Origin of the sequence: Paraburkholderia sp. EG286A (assembly GCF_040965375.1) — a bacterium.
In the GTDB taxonomy this organism is placed as follows: Bacteria; Pseudomonadota; Gammaproteobacteria; order Burkholderiales; family Burkholderiaceae; genus Paraburkholderia.
In genome coordinates this window covers 130,089-152,509 of sequence record NZ_JBFRCB010000005.1, presented here as the reverse complement: position 1 = coordinate 152,509, position 22,421 = coordinate 130,089, and the positions used below count along the sequence as shown (strand labels likewise).

Below are 22,421 nucleotides of genomic sequence, written 5' to 3'. Positions count from 1 at the left end.
GAGTCCCCCATGGAAGCCACGCAGAACACGGCAAAACTCACCCAACGCATGACGATTGGCGACTTCTTGTTGCGCCGCCTCGAGGAAGCCGGCATTCGTCATTTGTTTGGTGTCCCGGGCGACTACAACCTCACGCTGTTGCAGCAACTCCACGATAGCGGTGCGCTGGAATGGGTCGGCACCACGGGCGAGTTGACGTCCTCCTATGCCGCGGACGGGTATGCGCGGCTGAACGGCCTGGGCGCGCTGCTCGTCACGAACGGGGTCGGCGCCTTGAGCGCGCTGAACGGCGTGGCCGGCGCGTATGCCGAGCATGTGCCCGTCATCTGCATCAGCGGTTCGATCCCGCTGCGCTCCATCGATCGCGGCCTCCGGCATGCACCACACCATGGCCGACGGCAACTTCGACCACTTCCTGCGCGCCTATGCGCCGGTGACGGTGGCCCAGGCGAGGATCACCCCGCGCAACGCCGTCGTCGAAATCGACCGGCTGATCCTTACTGCCTGGCGGGAAAAGCTCCCGGTCTACATGGAGCTGCCTTCCGACATCGCCTATCTCGAGATCGAGGTGCCGGCGGCTCCGCTCGTTCTGGCCCACGTTCCCGGCGATCCGGAACGGCTGCAAGCGTGCATCGCCGCGCTCGCGCAACAGCTGTCCGCCGCCACCGCGCCGGCGATCCTGGTGGATACGGACGCCGACCGCTTCGGCGTCGTCCCCGAACTCGTGGCGCTGGCGGAAAAGCTGCAGGCCCCGGTCGCGGTCATCAACGCCGCCAAGGGCGTGATCGACGAATCGCACCCGCAGTACCTTGGCATCTATGCCGGCAAGGGCAGCGAGCCCGGGGTGCAGGAAACGATCGAAAGCAGCGATTGCCTGCTCGCCGTGGGCTACCGGCCGATCGAAGTGACCACGGGCGACTTCACGGCAACGCTGCCCGCCCGCACGATCCACGCGCGTGCGCACGCCGTGGACATCGGCGAAGACAACTATCAGGCGGTGACGCTCAAGGAAGTGCTACGGGGCGTGATCGATGCCATCCCGCAGGTGGCGACGCGCGTGCAACGCCCGGTCGACGCGCCAGCCGCCCGCATGCGCGTCGAGGCGGCCGCGAAGCTGACGCAAGCCGCCTACTGGCAGGCTGTCCAGGATTATCTGCGGCCCGGCGACGTCCTGTATGTCGACAATGGCACGTCGTTTTCCCTGCTCGGCCTGAAGCTGCCGCCGGGCTGCACCTTCATCGGCTCGATCAACTGGGGATCGATTGGCTATTCGGTCGGCGCCCTGCTCGGCGCGCTGACTGCGGCGCCCGAGCGCCGCCACGTGTTGCTCATCGGCGATGGTTCGTTCCAGGTCACGGCGCAGGAACTATCGACGATTCTGCACCACGATCACAAGCCTGCGATCCTGCTGATCAACAACGGCGGCTACACGATCGAACGCGGCTACCTCGGCAAGACCGAGCCCTATAACGACATTGCGAACTGGGCTTACGCCGACCTGCCGAAGGTGCTCCATCCCGGCGCCGCCGTGCAGTCGTTCGTGGCCAGGACCTGCGGGGATCTGCACAACGCCCTCGCCGCGCCGAACGACAAACTGATTTTTGTCGAATCGATCATGGACGCCTGCGATGCGCCCGCGCCAATCACCCACAGCAGCAATCTGGGCGCCGAACTCGACTACGGTCCGCGCGGCCCTCAGCACCGCGAGGGTCTCCAGCTCCGGAGCGGCGCGGCACCGATCTAATGCAGGAACGCCGCCTCGCAAAGACTCAAGTCTGCGAAGGCGGCGTGTGTCATTTCTTGCGCGACAACGCGGGGTGGGCGAACCGGTTCGCGCGCAGGCAATCAATACTGCGCAATCTTCCCGCCGAGTTCATCGTCGACGAACGCGCGCACGATATCCTTGAACGATGCGTCGCCTTGCAGGCCAAGCTGGGTCGCGCGTGCAACGTCCCACTGCGCGGGCCAGCTGCCGACGATCTTCTCGACCCGCTCATCCGCCTTCCATTCGATCCGTGCCGCGACGGCATCGCCCGCCACGTCGCGCAGCGCGGCGATCATCTCGTCGACCGTCACCGACACGCCCGGCAGATTCACCGTGCGCCGGTTGCCGAGTGCCGCGCCGTCGATCTCGCATCCGGCGACGAGACACTCGATCGCCTTGCGCGGCGACAGCAGCCACAGCCGCGTCGAACCGTTCACCGGGCACACGGCCGGCTCGCCGTTCAGCGGCTCGCGAATGATGCCGCTGGCAAACGAGGACGCCGCCGCATTCGGCTTGCCCGGCCGCACGCTGATGGTCGGCAGACGCAGCACGCGGCCATCGACGAAACCGCGCCGCGAGAAGTCGTTGAGCAGCAACTCGGCGACGGCCTTTTGCGCACCATACGACGACTGTGGATTCAAGGCGGTTTCATCGAGGACGACGTCGGGCAGATCGCCGCCATAGACGGCGACCGAACTCGTGAACACGACGCGCGGCCGATGCCCGCGCTCGCGGCACACGTCGAGCAGCAGCCGCGACGCGTCGAGATTGATGCGCATGCCGAGATCGAAGTCCGCTTCCGCCTGGCCGCTGACGATCGCCGCGAGATGGAAAATCGCCGCGGTCCTGTCGTCGACTACACGTTCGAGCACGCTGCGCTCGGCAATGTCGCCGACCTCGACACGCACGCGTTCGTCAGCCGGCCCCGGCGCCGCGACGACGTCGAGCAGCACCAGTTCGGTGATCGGCTCGCGCTGCCCATCCGCGCCCTTCAGTTCGCCGCGTGCGAGCAGTTCGCGCGCGAGACGCTGGCCCAGAAATCCCGCACCGCCCGTGATCAGTACTTTCATGTCGCTGTTGTTCCTCAGTGTGTCCGTCGAATGCGCTCAGGTACTTTCGCTTAGCTACGCGCCTTCACGTACGGCCTGATCCATCCAAGCCCTTCCGAAGTGCCCGCGCGCGGCCGGTATTCGCAACCGATCCAGCCGTCGTAGCCGAGTGCGTCGATCAGCGAGAACAGATACGGGTAGTTCACTTCGCCAAGATCCGGCTCGTGCCGCTCGGGCACGCCGGCAATCTGGATATGCCCGATGCCCTTCATGTCACGCTTGAGCTTGACGGCGAGATCGCCTTCGACAATCTGGCAGTGGTAGAGATCGAACTGCACTTTCAGGTTCGGCGCGCCCACTTCCGCGCAGATGGCCTGCGCGTCGTCTTGCCGGTTCAGAAAGAAGCCGGGAATATCGCGCGTGTTGATCGGCTCGATGACGACCGTGATGCCGTGAGCCTGGGCGGCTTGCGCAGCATAGGCGAGGTTCTTCAGATACACCTCGCGATGCGCGGCGCGCGATTGCTCCGGTTTGATCAATCCTGCCATCACGTGCAGCTTGTCGTTGCCGAGTACACGGGCGTATTCGAGTGCGGTGTCGATACTGCGGCGAAACTCATCCTCGCGGCCCGGCAACGACGCCATGCCGCGTTCGCCCGCCGCCCAGTTGCCCGGCGGCGCGTTGAAGAGCGCCTGAGTGAGGCCATTGTCATCGAGACGCTGCTTGATGTCGGCGGCCGGAAACTCATAAGGGAACAGAAACTCCACGGCCTCGAAGCCGTCGCGCGCAGCGGCGGCGAAACGGTCGAGAAACGCGTGTTCGTTGTACATCATCGAAAGATTGGCGGCGAAGCGTGGCATCGAAGCGACTCCTTGAATACGGTTAGCGGTTCACGAGCCGCGCGGGCGTCAGCCAGACGGCGAGCGCGCCGATGACGAGCATCGCGGCAAGCACGTACATGCCGGACTGTGTGCTGTGCGTGAGATCCTTAAGATAGCCGATCATGTACGGGCTGGCGAAGCCCGCCAGATTGCCGATCGAATTGATGATCGCGATGCCCGCAGCCGCCGTCGCGCCGGACATGAAGGCCGTGGGCAGCGACCAGAAGAGCGGCGCGCAGGTCAGGACGCCCGCAGCGGCGATCGACAGGAATGCAATCGACACGGCCGTGTTGTTCGCGTACGAGGCCGCGACCGTGAAACCGACCGCGCCCGCGAGTGCCGGACCGATCAGATGCCAGCGGCGCTCGCGGCGCTTGTCCGCGCTGTGGCCCATCACGTTCATCACGACGATGGCGACGAGAAACGGGATCGCGCTCAGCAGGCCGATTTCGAACGCGCCCGTCACACCGGTCGACTTCACGAGCGTCGGCATCCAGAACGTGAGTCCGTATTGGCCCGTGACGAACGCGAAATAGATCAGCGACATCCACCACGTGCGCGGATCGCGGAACACGGCGCCCAGCGAGTGCGACTGCGCTTCTTCCTGCGGCTGCGCGGCGATCTCGTCGGCGAGCAGTTTCTTTTCACGCGGCGTCAGCCATTTCGCGCCGGCGATGCCGTTGTCGAGATACAGGATCGTCGCGATACCGATGGCGATGGCAGGCACCGCTTCGATCACGAACATCCATTGCCAGCCCGCGAAGCCGTGATGGGAATCGAAAGTCTGCATGATCCAGCCCGACAACGGATTGCCGAAAATGCCCGACACCGGAATCGCCGACATGAACACGGCAATGATCTTCGCGCGGCGATGCGACGGGAACCAGTACGTCAGATACAGAATGACGCCCGGATAGAAACCCGCCTCGGCGAGACCCAGCAGGAAACGCAGTGCATAGAACTGCATCGGAGTCCGGACGAAAACGAACACGGCCGAAAGCAGGCCCCACGTGATCATGATGCGCGCAATCCAGATGCGCGCGCCGAGCCGATGCATCAGGATATTGCTGGGCAGTTCGAAGAGAAAGTAGCCGACGAAGAACACGCCCGCGCCGAGACCGAAGACGGTCTCGCTGAACGCGAGGTCCTGCGACATTTGCAGCTTCGCAAAGCCCACGTTGACGCGGTCCAGATACGCGACCACGTAGCACAGCATCAGAAACGGCACGATGCGCCAGAACACCTTGCCGTAGGTGCGTTCGATTTCGGCCGCGCCGGGTTGCCCGGCAGCGTCGGCGGCGGATGCGGGGCGAACGGATGCCGCCTGATAGCTTGTCATGCGCTTGTCTCCTTCGGGTTGGCGCCGGTTGCAGGCCGTCCGCTTCGTGTCGGACGGCCCTCCGGCTTTGTGCCTGAGGTGGGTGATACGGAGGGTCCGCGTGGGGGCGCGGAACGCTCGATGGGATCGAGGGGGCTACCAGCGCGCGCCGAACACCGTGCGCAACTCCTCGAGCGCGGTGTCGTCGAGCGGCGCGGGACGCGGGTTCGTCATCAGCCACAAGCGCGCCGTCTCCTCCAGTTCTTCGAGCGCGTACGAGGCCTGCGAAACGGAACGCTCCCAGACGACCGGCCCGAGCCGCTCCAGCAGCACGCCGCGCACGCGCTCGGCGAGCGCGGCGATCTGTTGTGCGACTTGCGGATCGCCGGGACGCCGGTAGCGGATCAGCGGAATGTGCCCGACCTTCATGACGTAGTACGGCGTGATGGGCGGCAGCACGTCGGCGTCGCTCCAGACGCCGGCGAGCGTCAGCGCGACGAGGTGTGTCGAATGCGTATGCACGATGCCGCGCGCCTCGCGATTGCGCTCGTAGACGCCGCGATGCAGCGCCAACGTTTTCGAGGGCTTGCCGCCCGACACCGCGTTGCCGTCGAGATCGACCTTCGCGATCCCGGCGGGGTCGAGGCGGCCGAGGCAGGCATCCGTCGGCGTGATGAGCCAGCCGTCGTCGAGCCGCGCACTGATGTTGCCCGCGCTGCCGACGGTGTAGCCGCGCTCATACAGGCTCGCGCCCGTCACGCAGATTTCTTCGCGGACCTTCGCCTCGCTGCTGGTGTGAATGGCCGCCGTCACTGCGCGCCTCCGTCGAGCATACGCAGCGCCTTCGCGAAGAAGTCGACCGCGCCGAAGTTGCCGGACTTGAGCGCGAGCGCGAGCGGCTCGGCAGCGATCGTGGCGGTGGCGGGCACGCCCGGATCGATCTGCTTGCCGATGCGCAGCATGGCGACGCCCAGCGCCTGCACCACGGCGCCCGAGGTCTCGCCGCCCGCGACGACGAACTTGCGCACGCCGAGATCGCGCAGCCCTCGCGCGATCGACGCGAGCGTGCGTTCGACCAGTTCGCCCGCTTGCGCTACGCCCAGTTCGCGCTGAGTCGCCTTCACCTCGTCGGGCGAGGCCGTCGCGTAGATCAGCACGGGCTGCGCTGCGTGGATGTGCTCGCGCGCGAAGGCCAACGCGTGCTCGACGACGGGCTCGCCGCGCGCGGCCGCAAGCGGATCGATGCGGAACGCGGGGCGCGTTTCGCGCCATGCGGCAACCTGCGCATTCGTCGCCGTCGACGCACTGCCCGCCAGCACCGCCGACGCGCCGACGATATGCGGCAGCTCGCCTGCATCGGCGGCGTCGGCGAGCAACCCGGCGCGGCGGAAATTCGCGGGCAAACCGAGCGCGACACCCGAGCCGCCCGTGATCAGCGGCAGGTCCGCGCACGCTTCGCCGAGCGTATAGAGATCGGTGTCCGAGACGGCATCGGCGATTGCCATGCGCACGCCGTCGGCGCGCAACGCGTCGACCGAGGCGCGCACGGCTTGCGCGCCTCGCGCCACGGCGTCGTAGCGTACGAGGCCGACTTTCGAGCGCGTCTGCCGTTGCAGCACGCGCACGAGGTTCGCGTCCGTCATCGGCGTGAGCGGATGATGCTCCATGCCCGACTCGTTCAGCAGCACGTCGCCGACGAACAGATGCCCGCGATAGATCGTCCGGCCATTTTCCGGAAATGCGGGACACGCGATCGTGAACGGCGCGTCGCCTCCCTTGCGCGACAGCGCGTCGAGCAGCGCGTCGGCCACGGGCCCGATGTTGCCTCGATCGGTCGAATCGAAGGTCGAGCAGTACTTGAAGAAGAACTGGCGGCAGCCTTGCGCGCGCAGCCACTCGAGCGCGGCAAGCGACTGCGCCACGGCGTCGGCGGCGTCGATCGTGCGCGACTTCAGCGCGACCACGAGCGCGTCGGCTTCGATGCGCGTGTCGGCGCCGGGCACGCCGATCGTCTGCACGGTGCGCATGCCGCCGCGCACCAGCATGTTCGCGAGATCGGTCGCGCCCGTGAAATCGTCGGCGATGCAGCCGAGCAGCGGCTTGCCGGCAGAGGCGTTCGTGTTCGTCATGTCGTTGCGCCCTTCCCGCTCAGCGCTTCGCGGGCACATCGATGCCCGGGAAAATCTTGATGACGGCCGAATCGTCTTCGCCGCCGTGACCGGCCGTCGACGCCATCATGAACATCTGATGCGCAGCCGCCGACAACGGCAGCGGAAACTTCGAGCCTCGCGCGGTATCGAGCACGAGGCCGAGATCCTTGACGAAGATGTCGACGGCCGACAACGGCGTGTAGTCGCCGTTGAGAATGTGCGGCACGCGGTTTTCGAACATCCACGAGTTGCCGGCGCTGTGCGTGATCACGTCGTAGAGCGCGTCGGGATCGACGCCCTCGCGCAGACCGAGCGCCATCGCCTCGGCGGCGGCGGCGATATGCACGCCCGCGAGCAACTGGTTGATGATCTTCACCTTCGAGCCCGCGCCGTGCTGCTCGCCCAGCCGGTAGACCTTGCCGGCCATCGCGGCGAGCACGTCCTCGCAAGCGGCATACGCGGCGGCGGGCCCGGACGTCATCATCGTCATTTCGCCCGATGCCGCGCGCGCCGCGCCGCCCGAGACGGGCGCATCGAGCAGTTGCAGGCCGGCCGCTTCCACGCGGCGGCCGAGGTCGATCGCGAAGTCGGGCGCGACTGTCGCACACGCGATCACGACGCCGCCCGGCTTCATCGCCTCGACCGCGCCCTGCTCGCCGAACAGCACCGTTTCCGTTTGCGCGGCATTGACGACGAGCGTGACGACCACGTCGCACTGCGCGCCAAGCTCGGCGGGACTCGCGCAGGCCGTGCCGCCCGCGGCGACGAACTGGTCGAGCACTTCGCGGCGCACGTCGCATGCATGGACGTTGAAATCGCCGCGCAGCAGCGAACGCGCGACACCCATGCCCATCGCACCGAGACCGATCACTCCGACATTTCTCGACATACCCTTTCCTTTACGAACAGTGCTGCAGACTGCGCGCCGCGGATTGCACGGGCGAATGCGTCTGCAAATTCAGCAGATACCGGCTTCGGCCAGACGGCGCGCCGCGTTGTACATGTGCGTTTGCGCGGCATTGCGCGCGGCCATCGGGTCGCCTGCGCGGATCGCCGCGGCGATCGCGGCGTGTTCGTCGCGCACCTGCCGCGAGAAGTCCTCGCGCAGCGCCTCGTTGCGGCGCGTGATGACCGTGCCCGCTTCGAGGTATTGATTGAGGAACGTCAGCGTCTTCAGGAAGTACGGATTGCCCGTCACGGAGGCGATCGCGCGGTGAAACGCGACGTCTTCCGCAACGCCGTCGCGGCCTTCGGCGACGGCTTCATCGATCTTTCTGAGCGCGGCGTCGATGGCCATCATGTCGGCGTCGGTGCGGCGCATGGCGGCCTCCGCCGCGACTTCGGCTTCGATCGCGCGGCGCACCGCGAGGATCTGCAGCACCGAGCCGCCTTCCATCGCTTCCGCGTAGTCGATGCGCAGCGGCCGGATCGCGCCATGCGCGGCTACGTACACGCCGCTGCCCTGGCGCGGCTCGACCACGCCCTCGTTCTTCAGGCGCGAGATGGCCTCGCGGATCACGGTGCGGCTGACGCCGAACTCCTGGGCGAGCACGGCTTCCGTCGGCAGCTTGCCGCCGCGCGCGAACGTGCCCTTGTCGATCTGTGCGAGCAGCTGTTGCGCGACGGTGTCGCTCAGCGCCCGGTTGGGAATTTTCTCGAACATATCAGCAGATTTGCCATGTCATAGGGTCATCATACAAATTTTAGGACATGGGTCTGCATTGGGGAGAACCCTTAAAGCTCAGCCCGGGTGTCGCGCGGCGCCTTTCGGAAAGTGCGCCGCAATGCGGTCATTCTGGGAGGTCGTCTACTTCGAGATCGAGGAGCGCCATGCTCATCGACTTGCCGTGCGCATCCAGCGCCAGAGAGCGCGTGACGCCCCCACCGAGCGCGTTGCCGAGCACGAAATTGAACGCGCCCAGAAGCGGCAGTTCGTAGCGCACGACCTCGCCTTTGACCACGTCGGCGAGGTGAGCCTTGACACGTTCGGGCGTCAGGACGTGGCGCAGATGGGCGTAGTGCTTCGCGTCGTAGCAGATCACCGAAATATTCAGCGTATTGCCTTTGTCGCCAGTGCGGCCATGGGCCAGTTCACGCAGTTTCATCGCTTGCCTCGACAACCTGGAAAACCGGATTCACCTGTTCGCGTGGCAGCAACACGGACTGCACGGCGAGCACCTCGCGAGTCGATTTTGTTACGCCCCCGCCACCCGCAGGGCCGTTGGTGTAGAGCGTTTCGACCTCGTTGCCGATGCGCGCCGCTTCCTTTGCGTTGGCCGCGCGCCCTGCTACGCGAACGCGCACTTCGTACGGCGCGTCGTGACGTGCCGCGAGGGCATCGCCATAGAGCGCGTTCACGCCGATCAGGTCGAAGCGCAGTTCGCTCGTGTCGACGCCCGTGATCGCCAGCCGCTCCCGCACGATGTCGAGCGCGAGTCGCGCACGCTCGACCGCGCCCGGGCCGCCATAGGAAATCTGCCCCTCGCCAATATAGCCGTCGACATACGCGACCGACACCTTCAGCGTTCGGGTGCGTGTGCTGCCGCGTCCACCCGTCACGCGCACGCGGTCTCTTGCCTCCTCCACGACACGTACTCCGCTGAAATCAGCGACGACATCGGGTTGCAAGTAGCGTTGCGGATCGTGAATCTCGTAGAGCAACTGCTCCTTGCATGTCGCCTCCGTCACGCGGCCGCCCGCATGCGGCACCTTCGTCACGACGACGCTGCCATCGGCGCTCACTTCGCCGATCGGAAAACCGAGCCGCGCGAGATCCGGTACGTCCTTGAAACCGGGATCGGCGAAGTAGCCGCCCGTCACCTGCCCGGCGCATTCGAGCAAATGCCCGACGACGGTTGCCTGCCCAAGCGTGTTCCAGTCGTCCATGCGCCAGCCGAACTCGTGGATGAGCGGCGCCGCGAACAGGGACGGGTCCGCGACGCGCCCCGTCAGCACGATATCCGCGCCCGCCGCGAGCGCATCGACGATAGGCGCCGCGCCGAGATACGCATTCGCCGAAACGATGCGGTCCGTGTAGTGGCTGACATCGTCGCCGGACTCTTCGAAGCGCAGTTGGGAACGCAGGACGACATCGAGCACATCGTCGCCGGTGACGGCGGCGATCTTCAGTCCGCCGAGTCCGAGCTCCTGCGCAATCTGCGCCGTCCTGAGCGCCGCCGCGCGGGGATTGGCCGCGCCCATGTTCGAAATGATCCGTACGCGCTTCCTCACGGCGACCGGCAGCACGGCGCGCATGCGTGCTTCGAGCAGCGGATCGTAGCCGAGTGCGGGATCGTGACGGCGCGTCTGCTGGGCGATCGCGACCGTGCGCTCCGCGAGGCATTCGAATACGAGGTAGTCCAGCGCGCCGTGCTCCGCGAGCTCGACAGCGGGCTCGATGCGGTCGCCCGAATAGCCTGCGCCCGCGCCTATCCGTATGCGCCTTGGTGATTCGATCCGGTTCATGACTTCTGCCACTCCTCTTTACAGCGGAAACACGCCCAGCACGACGCACGCGATCGTCATGACGATCGACGCGCCGAACAGCAGCGGAAACGTGAACTTCTGATGATCGGCGAGATCGATTCCACACAGGCCGACGACGAGAAATGTCGCGGGCGTGAGCGGGCTCACGGGAAAGCCGGTGGTCATCTGGCCGAGCAGCGCGGCCTGGCCGATGTGCACCGCCGGCACGCCGAGCTGCGACGCCACTTCGGCGATCACCGGCAGCACGCCGAAATAAAACGAATCGGGGTCGAAGAGCATCGAGAGCGGCATCGACAGCACGCCGAGCACGACCGGAATGCGTCCGGCAAACGCAGGCGGCACGAAACCGACCGCCGCCTGCGCCATCGCCTTGAGCATGCCGCTGCCCTGCATGATGCCGGTGAACACGCCCGCTGCGAGCAGAATGCCCGCCATCATCAGCGCGGCGCGCGCGTGGGCGTCGATGCGCTTGCGCTGCATGTCGACGTTCGGGTAATTCACCATCAGCGCGATGCACAGGCCCACCATGAACATGATCGCGGGCGGAATCTTCTCGCCCATCACGACCATCGTGCCGAGCACGACGATCGTCAGCACGATGTTGAACCAGAAGTTCTGCGGGCGGCGCAGCGCCTGTTCCTCGGGCGTGAGTTCGCGTTTGGGCAGCGCAATTGTGCCGCTGGCGCAAGCATAGCCGAGGCGCTTTTCCTCGCGCCGGCCGAGCCACCAGGCCATGCTGAACACGAATACGAGGCCGATCGCCTGGACCGGAATCAGCGGATTGAACAGCGCCGAAACCGGCAGATGCAGCGACGCCGACGCGCGGATCATCGGCCCCGTCCACGGCAGGAAGTTGATGCCCGCCGCCATCGAAACGGCCGCGGCCAGCACGCGCTTGTCCATGTTCAGGCGTTCGTACAGCGGCAGCATGGCGGGGATGGTGACGAGAAAGCACACGGCGCCCGAGCCGTCGAGGTGAATGAGCAGCGCGAGCAGCGTCGTGCCCACCACGATACGCGTCGGTTTGGTGCCGACCGTGCGCAGGATGCGGTCGATGATCGGATCGAGCGTGCCCGCGTCCGTGATCGTGCCGAAATAGAGAATCGCGAACACGAACATGCCGACGACGGGCGCGAGGCCTTTCAATCCGTCGATGACGAACTTGCTCGTCTGCAAGCCGAATCCGCCGATCAGCGACGCGACGATCGGCACGATGATGAGCGCGACGAGCGGCGACATGCGTTTTGAAAGAATCGCGGCCAGCAGCACCACGATCGTCACGAGCCCCAGCAACGGCAGCATGTTCTGTCTCCAGTCTTGTCTTTTAGTGCGGACCAGCGTAAGTTCGGCGCTGTAATAACACAATTGAAATGAATTGATCGCAGCAATCACAGTTCGTTATGGATCTCAATCTCCGCGACATTCGTGCGTTCGTGACCGTGGCGCACGCGGGCAACTTCACGCGCGCGGCGGCGCGGCTGCATCTGTCGCAGCCCGCGCTGACCGTGCAGATTCGACGCCTCGAGGAAACGGTGGGTGCGCGTTTGTTCGATCGCAACAGCCGCAGCGTGGCGCTGACCCAGACGGGCCGCGAATTGCTGCCGATCCTGACGCGATCGCTAAGCGATATGGAGCAGGCCCTCAGAGATGCGCGCGCGCTTGGCGACGGTTCGAGCGGCACGGTGCGGCTCGCGTGTCTGCCGACCTTCGCGGCCAGCGCGCTGCCCGAGCTGATCCAGACGTTTCGCAGGCGCGTGCCACAGGCGCGGTTTCAGGTTCGCGATGTCGTCGCGAGCGCTGTCAACGCGCTCGTGCGCAATGAAGAGGTCGATATTGGGCTGACGGGCGGGCACAGCGTCGATGCGACGCTCGATGTCCTGCAGACGGGCGAGGATCGCCTCGTGATCGTGTGTCCGAAGACCCACCCGCTCGCCCGCAAGCGCACGGTGACGGTCGACGACTTCGCATCGATGCCGCTCGTGCTGACCGCGCCGGGTACCAGTGTGCGCGCGGTCGTGGACGCCGCGCTGTCGAACGCGCGTTGCACGCCCGATATCGCGTGCGAGCCGATGTACATGATGACCGCCGTTGCGATGGTGCGCGGCGGCCTCGGGATCTCGGTTCTTCCGGAGTCCGCGCGCGAAGTGCATGCGGAGCGAGGTCTCGTCATGCGGCAGATCGACGATCCGGCGTTCGTGCGCCCGATTGCGCTCGTCAAGAAGCGCGGTCGGACGCTGCCTCGTGTGACTGAGGACTTTGTCGATACGGTTGATCTTGGGGGCAAGGCGGGGGGTACCGCGGGCTAGACGTAGCGGTCCGCCCTTTGCACTGTGGTTCCGAAAATGGTCAGCAGTCGTTCGCGCTTGTCGGGCATGGGCGTGCCGTCCCACCGCAGTTCGACGCTGGACGTGAGCTTCAGCAATGCGGCGAACTGCTGATCGTCAAGCGCGCCGATCAGCGCGTCGATCTCCATGATGACCATGACCTCGCTCACCTGCGGGGCTGACCACTCGAAGGTCTTCGAGCGTGCCGCCGACCGCGGGACGATCACGATCGTCGCTGGCACGTTGGGTCCGACGCTCGACAGAGAACCGGCGTCCAGGTTCAAGCTCGGCCCGAGCATCTCGTCGAGGTCAGCGTAGGCCGTCCCGCTTTGTTGCGCGAAGCTCGCGAGCACCGGCGCGACGAATTCGCGTGGGAGCAGATTGAAGCCCAGCATGCGTAACGCCTGCGGGAACAGTTCGGGTGGCAGCCTGTCGTCGCCCGCTGTGAGCAGCCCGGGCTGAGCGAGCGCGCGATAAGCGACGTTCGTCCAGTCCTCAAGAGGCGGGGCCAGCGCGTTCAGCGTGAAGAATTTGCCCGGTCCGCGTGCGTTCGCTGCGCAGACGATCAGTTGCAGGCGCGCCGGACGATTTGCCTCTGTGAACAACGCGCCGGAGCTGTCACGCCCGAAGTTTTTCCACGCCGCGTCGGCCAGCGAAGACCACGCGGACGCGAGCGTTTTCGCATCGGATCGTCGGCCCACGTACCACGGGTCGACGATCGTGGACATCCGTTCGACCGCGCTATCTGCATCCGTGGCCGCGGCCGCAGGCGCGTGTGGCACCAGATGCAGGCGTTCCTCCAGCTCCTGATTGAAACTGCGCAAGACGTCTCGCACACGCTCCTCGCCAATCTGCGCGAGCTTCAATCCCGACGACATCGCTCGAAGCCCGCGCATGATAGCGTCGCTTCGCAAAGGTGCGCCGTCCAGCGCGCCCAGGCGGGCGGCCGTGCACAAGGCAAGTTCGATCAGGTCGAGATTGGCCCGAATCATGCGCTCGAAGCGCTTGAGCATATCGAGGTCGCTTTCGAGCGCTGTCACGCTGCCAGACCACAGCTTCGCGCCGGCCAGGCGCGTCGCAGCCTCCTGCACATCTCGCGCTGGCGGATTAGGCGACAGCACGCCCAGTTCGTCGGCGAGCCTGTAAAAGACCTCCCAGTCTGATTGACTCGACTGGACCCCAACGGCGTCAAACATGATGAGGCACAAAGTCCGGGCGAGCCGATCGAGGAATGCGGCAGGCTCTGCGGCCTCGGCGCGCAATTCCTCGATCCGCTTCAGCGTTTGTTGCTCCAACGTCACCTCTTCCACCGCCACTTCACCCTCCTGAATCCTCACTGGCGGCAGCCGTTCGCCAGAAGGATAGTAGCGAAAGCTGTAGCGGTTCTTGCCGTTATCGTCGAGCTTGTCGAGCCTGATGAGCACTGAATCGTCGCCAGTCAGAAGGCAGCTGATGACCCACTGTCGCGGAGAAGGCGGCCCCTGCGTCGGGTCCGGCGAGTCGCCCGGCTGGCTGAACCCGGGCGCGAACAGGCACAGTTGCTTCGCCAAGGCGCGGACCTGGGTGTCCAGCATGTTGAGATCGTCCTTTTTGAATATCTCCGCCATGCTTAGGCGACCGTTCACGCCGCAGACCTCCGTGAGGTTCATGCGCTTTTCGAGGTCGGCGTGAAACGCCGGAAGCCCCTTGTCGGTGAGATCCAGCCCGGACTCGGGCGCTTCCTGCCACCTCCGTGAGATGTGGTAGAGCGCATCGAGCAGGGTCAGGCGCATTCTGGGCCGCTGCCTCAGCCAGCGCTGCACTTCGCTGCTGTTCAGGCGGTGCTCGATGGCCACCTGCAAGGTCAAGTCGATCGCATACACGGGCGACGAGCGCAATTCCCGCGACGTGGCCGTGACCTCGTTGTGGTCATTGCGGATCGCCGCGATTTCGCGATTCAACGCGAGCGCGTGCATTTGGGAACGGTGCCGCAGCACCCATTTCAGCAGATCGAGGTCGATCTTCGACGCTTCGTCCGGCTCGGCGATGAACATCTCGTTCATGTATTTGTCGAGGTCGGCGGGCTCATGAGTGACGAAGAGCGAATGCGAAAAATTCGTGTACGTCTTCGCGTAAGCCGTGCTTCGCTCCTTCATGGTCATCAGCTCCAGATAGCCACGATCGGTGAGAAAGCACGAAAACACATTCTCGGCCATCAGCTTCTTTAGATGACTGACGATTTTTTCGAGGTCTTCCGCTTGAAGGTCGATCTTGTCGAGTTCGTCGATCACGAGCACCGGCGCGAGTCCCGCCTTCACGAGACGCCTGAGCAACGTGGGCAACACGCGGTCCAGCGTTCGCACCGAGAGGTCGGGTATGAACGTGCGATCGACGGTGCGTTCATGCAGTTTCGTACTCGAGAACGAACTCGAGAACGCGAACGACGCGCCGAACATCGTCAGCAGGCCGAATAGCGCCGACGACCACAACGCATGCTGGCCCGCCGACGCGCCCGCCGCGACCACCACGCCCGAGAAGACGCTCGCGAGCGGCTTGATGACGTCCGCGCTTTGCCATCCAACACGGTGTTCCGATCGCGCTTCCTTCTTTTTCGACAGCTTGTCCTCGTCGCGCCCGCTGATTACGCCCGAGATGCGCTGGTGCGCCGTGCAAATGCCATTCAGCGCAACGAGTTCGTTTGCACCTTGCCCGACTGCCGTTTGCGAACTGCCGGGTCCATACAGGACGCCGGACTGCAATGCGCCAACGCCTGCATAGAATTCGCGCAGGCGGGAGGCGCGTGGATCTTCCATCAGCTCGATTTCGAATTGCGCCGCCAGTTCCGCCCACTGTGCTTCGGGCTGCAAAAGGCAACTGTCTGAATCGTCCTGTGCGGATGCCTGCGAACGTGCCTGGGTGTCGTTGACCCACGCGCGGAACGCATCCATGTAGGCCACCACCACGGCACGGTGCAGGCAAAGGATCACCTGCTCCAGTGCGCGCTGCGCCTGGCCCTCGACGTCGGACACCGGTGCGGCGTCGTTACCGGCGTGGTCTTCGTCCGCCACCGTGCGCTCAACCGAAGCCGCCGCCTGTTGCGCGGCGGCGGTCAAGACGACACGCACAGAAGCAGACGAAGCCGTGCCTGCATCCTCCACTGGCTTTGTTGCATCGGGCTGCACGTCTGCCGGGCTTTCCGGCTGTGGCGGGTCGCCCAGATTGGAGAACAGGCTTGGACCGTGCAGGATGACTTGCAGCGGCCGCAATGGCAAATCGCCATTGCGCGCATTTTGCTCGATTCGCCGCAGCACGTCGGCGACCATCGTCGTCTTGCCCGCGCCGCGGTGGCCCGCGATCAGAAACGAACGTCCCTGAATGCGCCCCTTGCAATACTGCGTCAGCTCATGTTCGAGCACCTGGCTCGCCTCGGAGCGCGCGACGATCGCCGTGCCGCTGTCGAGCGGCGATTGCGGGTCGACAGTCATCCTGATCCGGATCGTCATGATCGAGATTCACTCGTGAGCGGCGGTGGCGTGCGGCGCGCTGGCGGCCGGCTTGACTTCAGGAGCCGTTTCGGTCCCGCCCCGGCCGAACGCCACGAGGAGCACCGCGAGCGCCAGTACCACGGCAACGACCGAGAGCAGGATCGCGATGATCAACTGCATCAACTCCCTCGACAGATACCAACCGGTCGCCTCTCCGCCGAAGCCGCCCCAATGGCGCGTAAAGGCGAAGTGTCCCGGCCGCGGGGCGGATGGCGCGTCCAGCGACTTCGTCGAATCCGGCGGTTTGGCCGCCTCCAGTGGCTTGCCACTCTCGGCTGGCCTGGCGAATTCCGGCGGTTTGGCCGTCTCCGGTGATTTCGACGTGCCAGGCGATTTGGCAGCCAGCGCGCCGACGCCAAAGAGCCCATTGAATATGCCAAGTGAGCGATAGGCGAACAGCCCGGCGCCGTAGCCGCCCACGCAGACAGCCACGAGTTGCGCGAGCCCGCCGAGAATCGCACGCACCAGGTTGCTCCAGTCCGCCGCTGACCAGCGCTTCGCGTTGCGTTCGGCCACTGATGGCGCTGAGGATGACGAGTTACCTGCACCGGATGCCGCCTCGGCGCCGCCCGCCTTCGCGCCCCCTTGTGAGCGCGCCGATATGGCGTCATCGGCTCCGGGGGCCGCGCCTGCATGATGTGCGTCACCACCGCTTGTGTCGTGAGGCGCGGCGGGGTCGCCGGCTTCGCCACCGTGTGATGGGGGCACACCGTTTCCGGCGTTACCAGGGTCGTCACGAACGTCGGCCCGATGTGCAGTTTCCGGCATCGATGGCATGCAGGTGACGGTCACGTTCGTCCCGTTCGTGCCGTTCGCACCATGAGCCAGCCCTCTGGCGAGGGTCCCCTGGCGCGACGAATTGCATGTCAGGTCTGCAGATGTTGTGGCAGCGAACGCCGTCACGCTGACCGCGACGCAGCCCATTACTCCGATCACTGCCACGCGTCTTGCAGTTTGCAGGCCCCCTTCGTACAGCCAGGCGGGCGCTGGACGTGTGCGCACTTTGCCGTATCGCACGTCGCGTCACTCCCATTCGCTTTATGGCATCGGATCGTCGCCGTTGGGAACCGCATCGGCTGGATTGAGCAGTCTCTGACGAACGAGTTCGGCGCTCACGATGGCGAGAATTTTCTTCGTGATCTGCGGTGCAATGACGAGCAGATCGACTACGGCGACCAGAGCTTCACCCATTTTCCCGATGTGCAGGTAATCGCCGAGGTGGGAAAGCATGGCTTCCACGCGCTTCTTCAGGAGCCCCTCGATGCTTTTAGGCTTGAACTCGTCTACGGGCCATTCGGGCTGGTCCTGAACTTCGGCGGCGCTGCCGTACAAGGGGATGATCGGACATTCCAGCGTGGGATCCGGCGGCCTGGGCCCGGACCAGTTCGCTGGCAGCGTGGGTATTTCCCCTTTGATGAAAACCGGGTTTTCCGGGGCGAGCGTGAATGTGCCGGCGAGGAATGCCTGACAGTTGCGACGGCCGAGCATGAAATCGTGCTCTCTGAATTTTCTGTGGAAAAAGCCCATGAATGCCCCGAGGCCGCCGGCACATAGCGCCGCGCCGCCCACGAGTACCGATGCGGCGGCGCCCTCCGCTTTGCGCGGCCACCGCTTTGGCGCGACGAGGAACCGGTTGTACACGTCGCTGCGCAGAAAGCCGGTCATATCCGCCGTCGCAAAGCGGTTGGAGCGGATGAACATCTGCAGCGTGGGTGACAGGAGCGACACCAGGGCCGTCGCCTCGGGTTTCAACAGCTCAGGAAGCGGGTCGCACAGTGGGTCCACGAGGACCACGGCCCGGTCCGCCTTCTCCGCGCCGGCCACGCTATGGTGATTGCCTGCCCGCTCCAGTCCTTCCAGAACCTGCGTGGCCAGCATGATGGGCTCGTTGTCCGTGCATCCACCATCGAGCGACAGGAATTGATAGGTGTTCAGGTTCAAACCGCTGGGCGCAACCTTCGGCCACAACGGCGCGATCCAGTGGTATTTCGCGTCCACCGGGTCCCAGACGAAACGGTACGCATAGTCGTTCGCGTGGCGCGCCACCACGCGTGCCGGAAAGCCGATCGGAAACGCCGAAGTCCCCAGGACGTTTTGTGCGAGCGTCGGCCAGTCTGCAGCCGAGCGCCCCTTCAATTGCTCGGGCAAGTACGCCGTGCCCAGCGTGTACGTTTGCGGAGCGCCCACATATCTGGAGTCAGGCAGATACTGGGTTTTCGGGTCGATAGCAGCGCCGTTTTCGCCCACGCAATAGCCGAAATACAGTCGGACGTAATCGGCGTGGTTCGTGAAATATTCCGCGGAAGCACCCGCCGTGTCGCTGCGGAACATCTGCGAATACGGGACGCCGCTCAGGTTGGTGTGCGTGACGACAACAGCCAACGGGTTATAGACCCAACTCCTCGCGAACACGTCCTCGACGCCCGCCGCTCGCAGCGCCTGGGCGGGATAGCCCGCGTCCGGCTTGTCCCCTGCGGCGGCCGGCGTGGGACCAAGAGTGTCCTGCGCGATCTGCGAAAGCACGCCGCCGTTGAGGAGCGAAATGATAGCGCTGCCCTTATGCCCGGACGAACCAAGATCAGACGTGTCCAGCAGTTTCTGGATGTCGATGTCGTTGACCCACACCTGGTAGAAAGGGTTGGGAGAAGGACTCGGCTCCTGCACGCCCTCCCTCACGTGCGGAAAGCGGAAACTGAGCGCGCGCGCCGCCAGAATGGCATTGATGCCTCCGCCGGATGCGCCCGTAACGATGCGGATGCGGACGCGGTGACCCGGTACGGCCCCGCGTGCGTCCTTGACCGCCTGCATTCGCGCTTTGTCCCACTCGTCCAGTGCTTCGAACAGAAAATCGAGCACACCCGCCGTGAATGTACCCGCGGAGACCGTACCACCCAGAACTAGTCCGATCTCGAACACATTCGGCTCGCCGCACTTCGGCGGCACGAAATATTCGGCCGGTTCGCCCTCCGGACAGGGCCATTCGGGGTCTGCAGCGCTCACGTCGGCTTGGGGAATAGCGGCCTCTGCCATGACGGTCTCCTGGATAAATGCGCCGCCATCACGGCTTGCTGCGGCTATCGCGCCGCCGTTGGACTAACGGACACCCCGTTGGACTGCCGTACACCAGTACCGGTGTCACCGTCGTGCAGGCGGGGCGCGCGTTCTTCTATGTTGCGCGACCGGATTGCGTTTCATGGACGTGCGCTGGAAGCGCGCCGTACCGTTTATCTGCCGCCCACTCCGTTCCCTCATACTTTTATAGCAATTTTTGACTGAAAATCCGCGACGGAGTGTGCGGTACCGAACATGGATGCGGCGCTACGACACGGCGCTCGTTTTGGGTAAAGAACCGCAATGAACGACCGAGGTATGCCTCACACTTCGTCATGCTAAACATGATATTAATTATCAATTTATTTGGAGTCGAAACATTAATTATTATGTGAAGGCGCCCGACCCGACCTCACGCTAATGTCTCTGCATTCATCCTGTACAAGATGCCCGGTCTATTGGCTCACGATGACCATGCAACAACAGAAATCGGCAATGGGCTCAACGACCACCGCCGTGCCCCGTTCGTACCGTTAAACGATTCGAAACCGCTCTGACGCCGCGAACTGACCTTGCCGCGATACTGGCCCGCTCGATCTGCGAGCGCTGTGGTACCCACCCAGTCAGCGTAACGATGCCGCCGCGCACCTGTACGTGAATATTCATGGAATTCACCCCAGGATTGCGCACGAGGGCTCGACGGACGTCGCCGGCCAGCATGGTATCGGACCTCCGACGCGGCGCGGCCGGCGCAGCCGCCGCCGTTTGCGCCGACGTCTCGACAGGCGGACTTACAGTTGTTTGCGCGCTGGTACCGGTCGCGCCGCCTGCGATGGCAAATACCAGTGCGGCACCGACGACTTGTCCTCCAAGGCGACTTCCCATGCTCCCTCCGGGGCGGTTTTAGAACGGCACCTCGCGACGAACGTTCTCGCGTGAGCCCAACAGCGCGAGCAACGATAGGACGAACACCCGACATGCTCATGTATGGATGTCGTCACTGCTCAATATAGCTTCTCGTCGCACACGCGAGAGATCGATCGCCCGTGCAGATGTCACAGGCTTTGATGCCGGTATTTGAAGGTCCTTCGAAAGGATAAGGTCCATTTAGCGGAACATTTCCGAACATCATTTCGCGGCAGTTGGCGCGCCGCCGTAATGATTACATGCGACGTAATTGCTCGAAATGGTCACGAATCGATAATTTCCGCTATCCGGTCGAACGCGGTTGTACATCGATCGCAGCGGACCGCTTGTTCTCATACATACGGAAAGACCATGAGCACATTGGACCTCAACCAGCGAGTGTCGAAGGAACTGGGCGGATTGCTTCGCTATTGGCGGGAAGTGCGAGGCGTCAGCCAGCTCGATCTTTCGCTCGACGCGGGCCTCTCGCAGCGGCAGATCAGCTTCATCGAGAGCGGCCGAAGCGTGCCGGGCCGGCAGACACTGCTGAATCTCGCGCAGTCGCTCGATGTGCCGCTATGCGAGCGCAACGTTCTGCTGCTGTCGGCCGGATACGCACCCATGTATTCGGAAGCGGCGTGGAATGCCCAGGAGATGTCGCTGGTGACAGGCGCGGCCAGGCGTGTTCTGCAGCAGCACGAGCCGTTTCCGGCGATCGTCATGGACCGGTACTGGAACGTGCTGATGACCAACCGTGCCGCGCCGGACTTCCTCAACCGCTTCGTCGATATGGCGGCACGCGCGGGGCCGCGCAACATCCTGCACCTGATCTTCGATCCCCGCGGCTTGCGGCCCCATATGGCCAACTGGGAGGCGGTGGCGCACAGCCTTATCCAGCGCGTGCAACGCGAATCGGTGGGCCACGTCGTCGATCCTCAGACGAAACAGCTCCTCGACGCGCTGCTGTCCTACCCCGGCGTGCGCCCCGAATGGCGATCGAAAGGGATGACCGGTTCTGCGTCCACGCTGCCGATCGTGCCGATGGGCTTCATCAACGACGGCGCCGTACTCAACTACTTCTCGATGATCACAACGGTCGGAACACCGCTGACGGTCGCCGCACAGGAACTGCGGATCGAATGCATGTTTCCCGCCGACGACGCAACCGAAGCGCGGCACATCGCCCTGCTCGATGCGGCCCGAGAATGATTTGGCTCGCCGATTACCAGCCATGTAATTGGCGAGGCTCGTTTCTCTCACTAATCTGTGCTTGTCGCCTGATCGATATCAGCGATACCTTCAACTCTCAAGGAAATACTGTGGCTCACTTCCCCATCTATACCCTCGAATCCGCCCCTGAACAATCGAAGCCCGCGCTGAACGGGCTCGCCCAGGCCTTCGGCATGGTGCCCAATATCGCTGGCGCGATTGCCGGCTCGCCGAAGCTGATCAATGGCCTCGTCGGCCTGTTTCAGCAGGCGCATGGCGGCAACTTTTCCGAAGCGCATGTCCAGACGCTGCTGCTCACCAATGCGGTGACCAATGGCGCCACCTGGCCGGTCGCATTCCACTCGTGCCTCGGTCTCAAGGAAGGCCTGAGCGAGGCCGATGTGCAGGCGATCCGCGAACGCCGCCTCCCGGAGGACCCGAAGCTCGCGGCGCTGTCGCGCCTGGCACGCACGCTGATCGAAAAGCGCGGCCACGTCGACGATGACGACATCGCTGCGTTCACCGAAGCTGGCTTCGATCAGGCACTGGTGCTCGACGTCATCCTCGTGGTCGCCGCCTCGACGATCACGAACTACACCGCGAGCGTCACCCAGCCGCCCCTCGAAGAAATGTTCCAGCCCTACGCGTGGAAGGCGTGAAGTGAGTTTGAGCGGCGGGAGCACCATCCAAACCCGCCGCCGCAGAATGCCTCGTTCAAGCCCTTTCCCCTTCGGGAAAGGGTCTTTAATCCTCCGGTT

The 22,421-nt window shown here is 64.5% G+C and carries 18 protein-coding genes and 1 pseudogene; 5 read left to right on the top strand and 14 right to left on the bottom strand.

The features are described from left to right. Positions 1–9 precede the first annotated feature (9 nt). Positions 10–321: pseudogene (locus tag AB4Y35_RS23905) on the top strand (thiamine pyrophosphate-binding protein); the annotation flags it as partial. A 67-nt stretch (positions 322–388) separates the two neighbouring features. After that, the gene (locus AB4Y35_RS23900; RefSeq protein ID WP_368706252.1) at positions 389–1,744 is read left to right on the top strand and encodes a thiamine pyrophosphate-dependent enzyme; all 1,356 of its coding nucleotides are present in this window, start codon (positions 389–391) and stop codon (positions 1,742–1,744) included. A 101-nt stretch (positions 1,745–1,845) separates the two neighbouring features. Here the strand turns inward: AB4Y35_RS23900 and denD are convergent, their stop codons facing one another. The 10 genes from denD to AB4Y35_RS23850 all read right to left on the bottom strand — a co-directional run bounded on the left by denD (position 1,846) and on the right by AB4Y35_RS23850 (position 11,951). Then, positions 1,846–2,835 (bottom strand): D-erythronate dehydrogenase, encoded by a 990-nt coding sequence (denD, locus tag AB4Y35_RS23895; RefSeq protein ID WP_368706251.1) that lies wholly within the window; start codon positions 2,833–2,835, stop codon positions 1,846–1,848. A gap of 50 nt (positions 2,836–2,885) precedes the next feature. Further along, positions 2,886–3,674 carry a 2-oxo-tetronate isomerase gene (gene otnI, locus AB4Y35_RS23890; protein ID WP_368706250.1) on the bottom strand — a complete coding sequence of 263 codons (789 nt, stop codon included), beginning with the start codon at positions 3,672–3,674 and terminating at the stop codon, positions 2,886–2,888. Positions 3,675–3,696: 22 nt separating this feature from the next. Further along, complete coding sequence (locus AB4Y35_RS23885; protein WP_368706249.1) at positions 3,697–5,034, bottom strand: MFS transporter; 1,338 nt, start codon at positions 5,032–5,034, stop codon at positions 3,697–3,699. 135 nt (positions 5,035–5,169) lie between these two features. Next, complete coding sequence (locus tag AB4Y35_RS23880) at positions 5,170–5,826, bottom strand: aldolase (protein ID WP_368706248.1); 657 nt, start codon at positions 5,824–5,826, stop codon at positions 5,170–5,172. Then, a complete protein-coding gene (gene otnK, locus AB4Y35_RS23875; protein WP_368706247.1) occupies positions 5,823–7,142 on the bottom strand; it encodes a 3-oxo-tetronate kinase in 1,320 nt (439 codons plus the stop codon). Before otnK ends, AB4Y35_RS23880 begins: the two co-directional genes overlap by 4 nt. A 19-nt stretch (positions 7,143–7,161) precedes the next feature. After that, the gene (ltnD, locus tag AB4Y35_RS23870) at positions 7,162–8,052 is read right to left on the bottom strand and encodes an L-threonate dehydrogenase (protein ID WP_368706246.1); all 891 of its coding nucleotides are present in this window, start codon (positions 8,050–8,052) and stop codon (positions 7,162–7,164) included. Between the two features lie 69 nt (positions 8,053–8,121). Beyond that, positions 8,122–8,826, bottom strand: a complete 705-nt coding sequence (locus AB4Y35_RS23865) for a FadR/GntR family transcriptional regulator (protein ID WP_342920148.1) — start codon at positions 8,824–8,826, stop codon at positions 8,122–8,124. A 127-nt stretch (positions 8,827–8,953) separates the two neighbouring features. Then, entirely contained in the window at positions 8,954–9,268 is a 315-nt protein-coding gene (locus AB4Y35_RS23860) for a hypothetical protein (protein ID WP_368706245.1), read from the bottom strand. Further along, positions 9,255–10,628, bottom strand: coding sequence for an acyclic terpene utilization AtuA family protein (locus tag AB4Y35_RS23855; protein WP_368706244.1), 1,374 nt, complete (start codon positions 10,626–10,628; stop codon positions 9,255–9,257). The genes AB4Y35_RS23860 and AB4Y35_RS23855 overlap by 14 nt, the downstream gene beginning before the upstream one ends. An 18-nt stretch (positions 10,629–10,646) precedes the next feature. Further along, on the bottom strand, positions 10,647–11,951 hold the full coding sequence (locus tag AB4Y35_RS23850; RefSeq protein ID WP_368706243.1) for a CitMHS family transporter: 1,305 nt from the start codon (positions 11,949–11,951) through the stop codon (positions 10,647–10,649). Positions 11,952–12,049: 98 nt separating this feature from the next. On the opposite strand from AB4Y35_RS23850, the gene AB4Y35_RS23845 reads away from it, so the two are divergent. After that, positions 12,050–12,955 carry a LysR family transcriptional regulator gene (locus AB4Y35_RS23845; protein ID WP_368706242.1) on the top strand — a complete coding sequence of 302 codons (906 nt, stop codon included), beginning with the start codon at positions 12,050–12,052 and terminating at the stop codon, positions 12,953–12,955. Here the strand turns inward: AB4Y35_RS23845 and AB4Y35_RS23840 are convergent. The 4 genes from AB4Y35_RS23840 to AB4Y35_RS23825 all read right to left on the bottom strand — a co-directional run bounded on the left by AB4Y35_RS23840 (position 12,952) and on the right by AB4Y35_RS23825 (position 20,268). After that, positions 12,952–16,455, bottom strand: coding sequence for a hypothetical protein (locus AB4Y35_RS23840; protein ID WP_368706241.1), 3,504 nt, complete (start codon positions 16,453–16,455; stop codon positions 12,952–12,954). The genes AB4Y35_RS23845 and AB4Y35_RS23840 overlap by 4 nt on opposite strands. Before the next feature lie 9 nt (positions 16,456–16,464). Further along, positions 16,465–17,013 (bottom strand): hypothetical protein, encoded by a 549-nt coding sequence (locus AB4Y35_RS23835; RefSeq protein WP_368706240.1) that lies wholly within the window; start codon positions 17,011–17,013, stop codon positions 16,465–16,467. A gap of 522 nt (positions 17,014–17,535) precedes the next feature. Next, positions 17,536–19,527, bottom strand: coding sequence for a hypothetical protein (locus tag AB4Y35_RS23830; protein WP_368706239.1), 1,992 nt, complete (start codon positions 19,525–19,527; stop codon positions 17,536–17,538). A 522-nt stretch (positions 19,528–20,049) separates the two neighbouring features. Beyond that, complete coding sequence (locus AB4Y35_RS23825; RefSeq protein ID WP_256095105.1) at positions 20,050–20,268, bottom strand: BON domain-containing protein; 219 nt, start codon at positions 20,266–20,268, stop codon at positions 20,050–20,052. 567 nt (positions 20,269–20,835) lie between these two features. Between AB4Y35_RS23825 and AB4Y35_RS23820 the strand changes: the two genes are divergently transcribed. Next, the gene (locus AB4Y35_RS23820) at positions 20,836–21,663 is read left to right on the top strand and encodes a helix-turn-helix domain-containing protein (RefSeq protein WP_368706238.1); all 828 of its coding nucleotides are present in this window, start codon (positions 20,836–20,838) and stop codon (positions 21,661–21,663) included. Positions 21,664–21,773: 110 nt separating this feature from the next. Continuing rightward, positions 21,774–22,322, top strand: coding sequence for a carboxymuconolactone decarboxylase family protein (locus tag AB4Y35_RS23815; RefSeq protein WP_342920140.1), 549 nt, complete (start codon positions 21,774–21,776; stop codon positions 22,320–22,322). Positions 22,323–22,421: the final 99 nt, after the last annotated feature.

Bases quoted from the DNA above. Each gene is read 5' to 3' on its own strand.
- AB4Y35_RS23845 (WP_368706242.1), top strand. From the start codon at position 12,050: ATGGATCTCAATCTCCGCGACATTCGTGCGTTCGTGACCGTGGCGCAC.
- AB4Y35_RS23865 (WP_342920148.1), bottom strand. From the start codon at position 8,826: ATGTTCGAGAAAATTCCCAACCGGGCGCTGAGCGACACCGTCGCGCAA.
- AB4Y35_RS23860 (WP_368706245.1), bottom strand. From the start codon at position 9,268: ATGAAACTGCGTGAACTGGCCCATGGCCGCACTGGCGACAAAGGCAAT.
- ltnD (WP_368706246.1), bottom strand. From the start codon at position 8,052: ATGTCGAGAAATGTCGGAGTGATCGGTCTCGGTGCGATGGGCATGGGT.
- AB4Y35_RS23840 (WP_368706241.1), bottom strand. From the start codon at position 16,455: ATGACGATCCGGATCAGGATGACTGTCGACCCGCAATCGCCGCTCGAC.
- AB4Y35_RS23885 (WP_368706249.1), bottom strand. From the start codon at position 5,034: ATGACAAGCTATCAGGCGGCATCCGTTCGCCCCGCATCCGCCGCCGAC.
- AB4Y35_RS23850 (WP_368706243.1), bottom strand. From the start codon at position 11,951: ATGCTGCCGTTGCTGGGGCTCGTGACGATCGTGGTGCTGCTGGCCGCG.
- AB4Y35_RS23900 (WP_368706252.1), top strand. From the start codon at position 389: ATGGCCGACGGCAACTTCGACCACTTCCTGCGCGCCTATGCGCCGGTG.
- otnI (WP_368706250.1), bottom strand. From the start codon at position 3,674: ATGCCACGCTTCGCCGCCAATCTTTCGATGATGTACAACGAACACGCG.
- denD (WP_368706251.1), bottom strand. From the start codon at position 2,835: ATGAAAGTACTGATCACGGGCGGTGCGGGATTTCTGGGCCAGCGTCTC.
- AB4Y35_RS23830 (WP_368706239.1), bottom strand. From the start codon at position 19,527: ATGGCAGAGGCCGCTATTCCCCAAGCCGACGTGAGCGCTGCAGACCCC.
- AB4Y35_RS23825 (WP_256095105.1), bottom strand. From the start codon at position 20,268: ATGCTGGCCGGCGACGTCCGTCGAGCCCTCGTGCGCAATCCTGGGGTG.
- otnK (WP_368706247.1), bottom strand. From the start codon at position 7,142: ATGACGAACACGAACGCCTCTGCCGGCAAGCCGCTGCTCGGCTGCATC.
- AB4Y35_RS23855 (WP_368706244.1), bottom strand. From the start codon at position 10,628: ATGAACCGGATCGAATCACCAAGGCGCATACGGATAGGCGCGGGCGCA.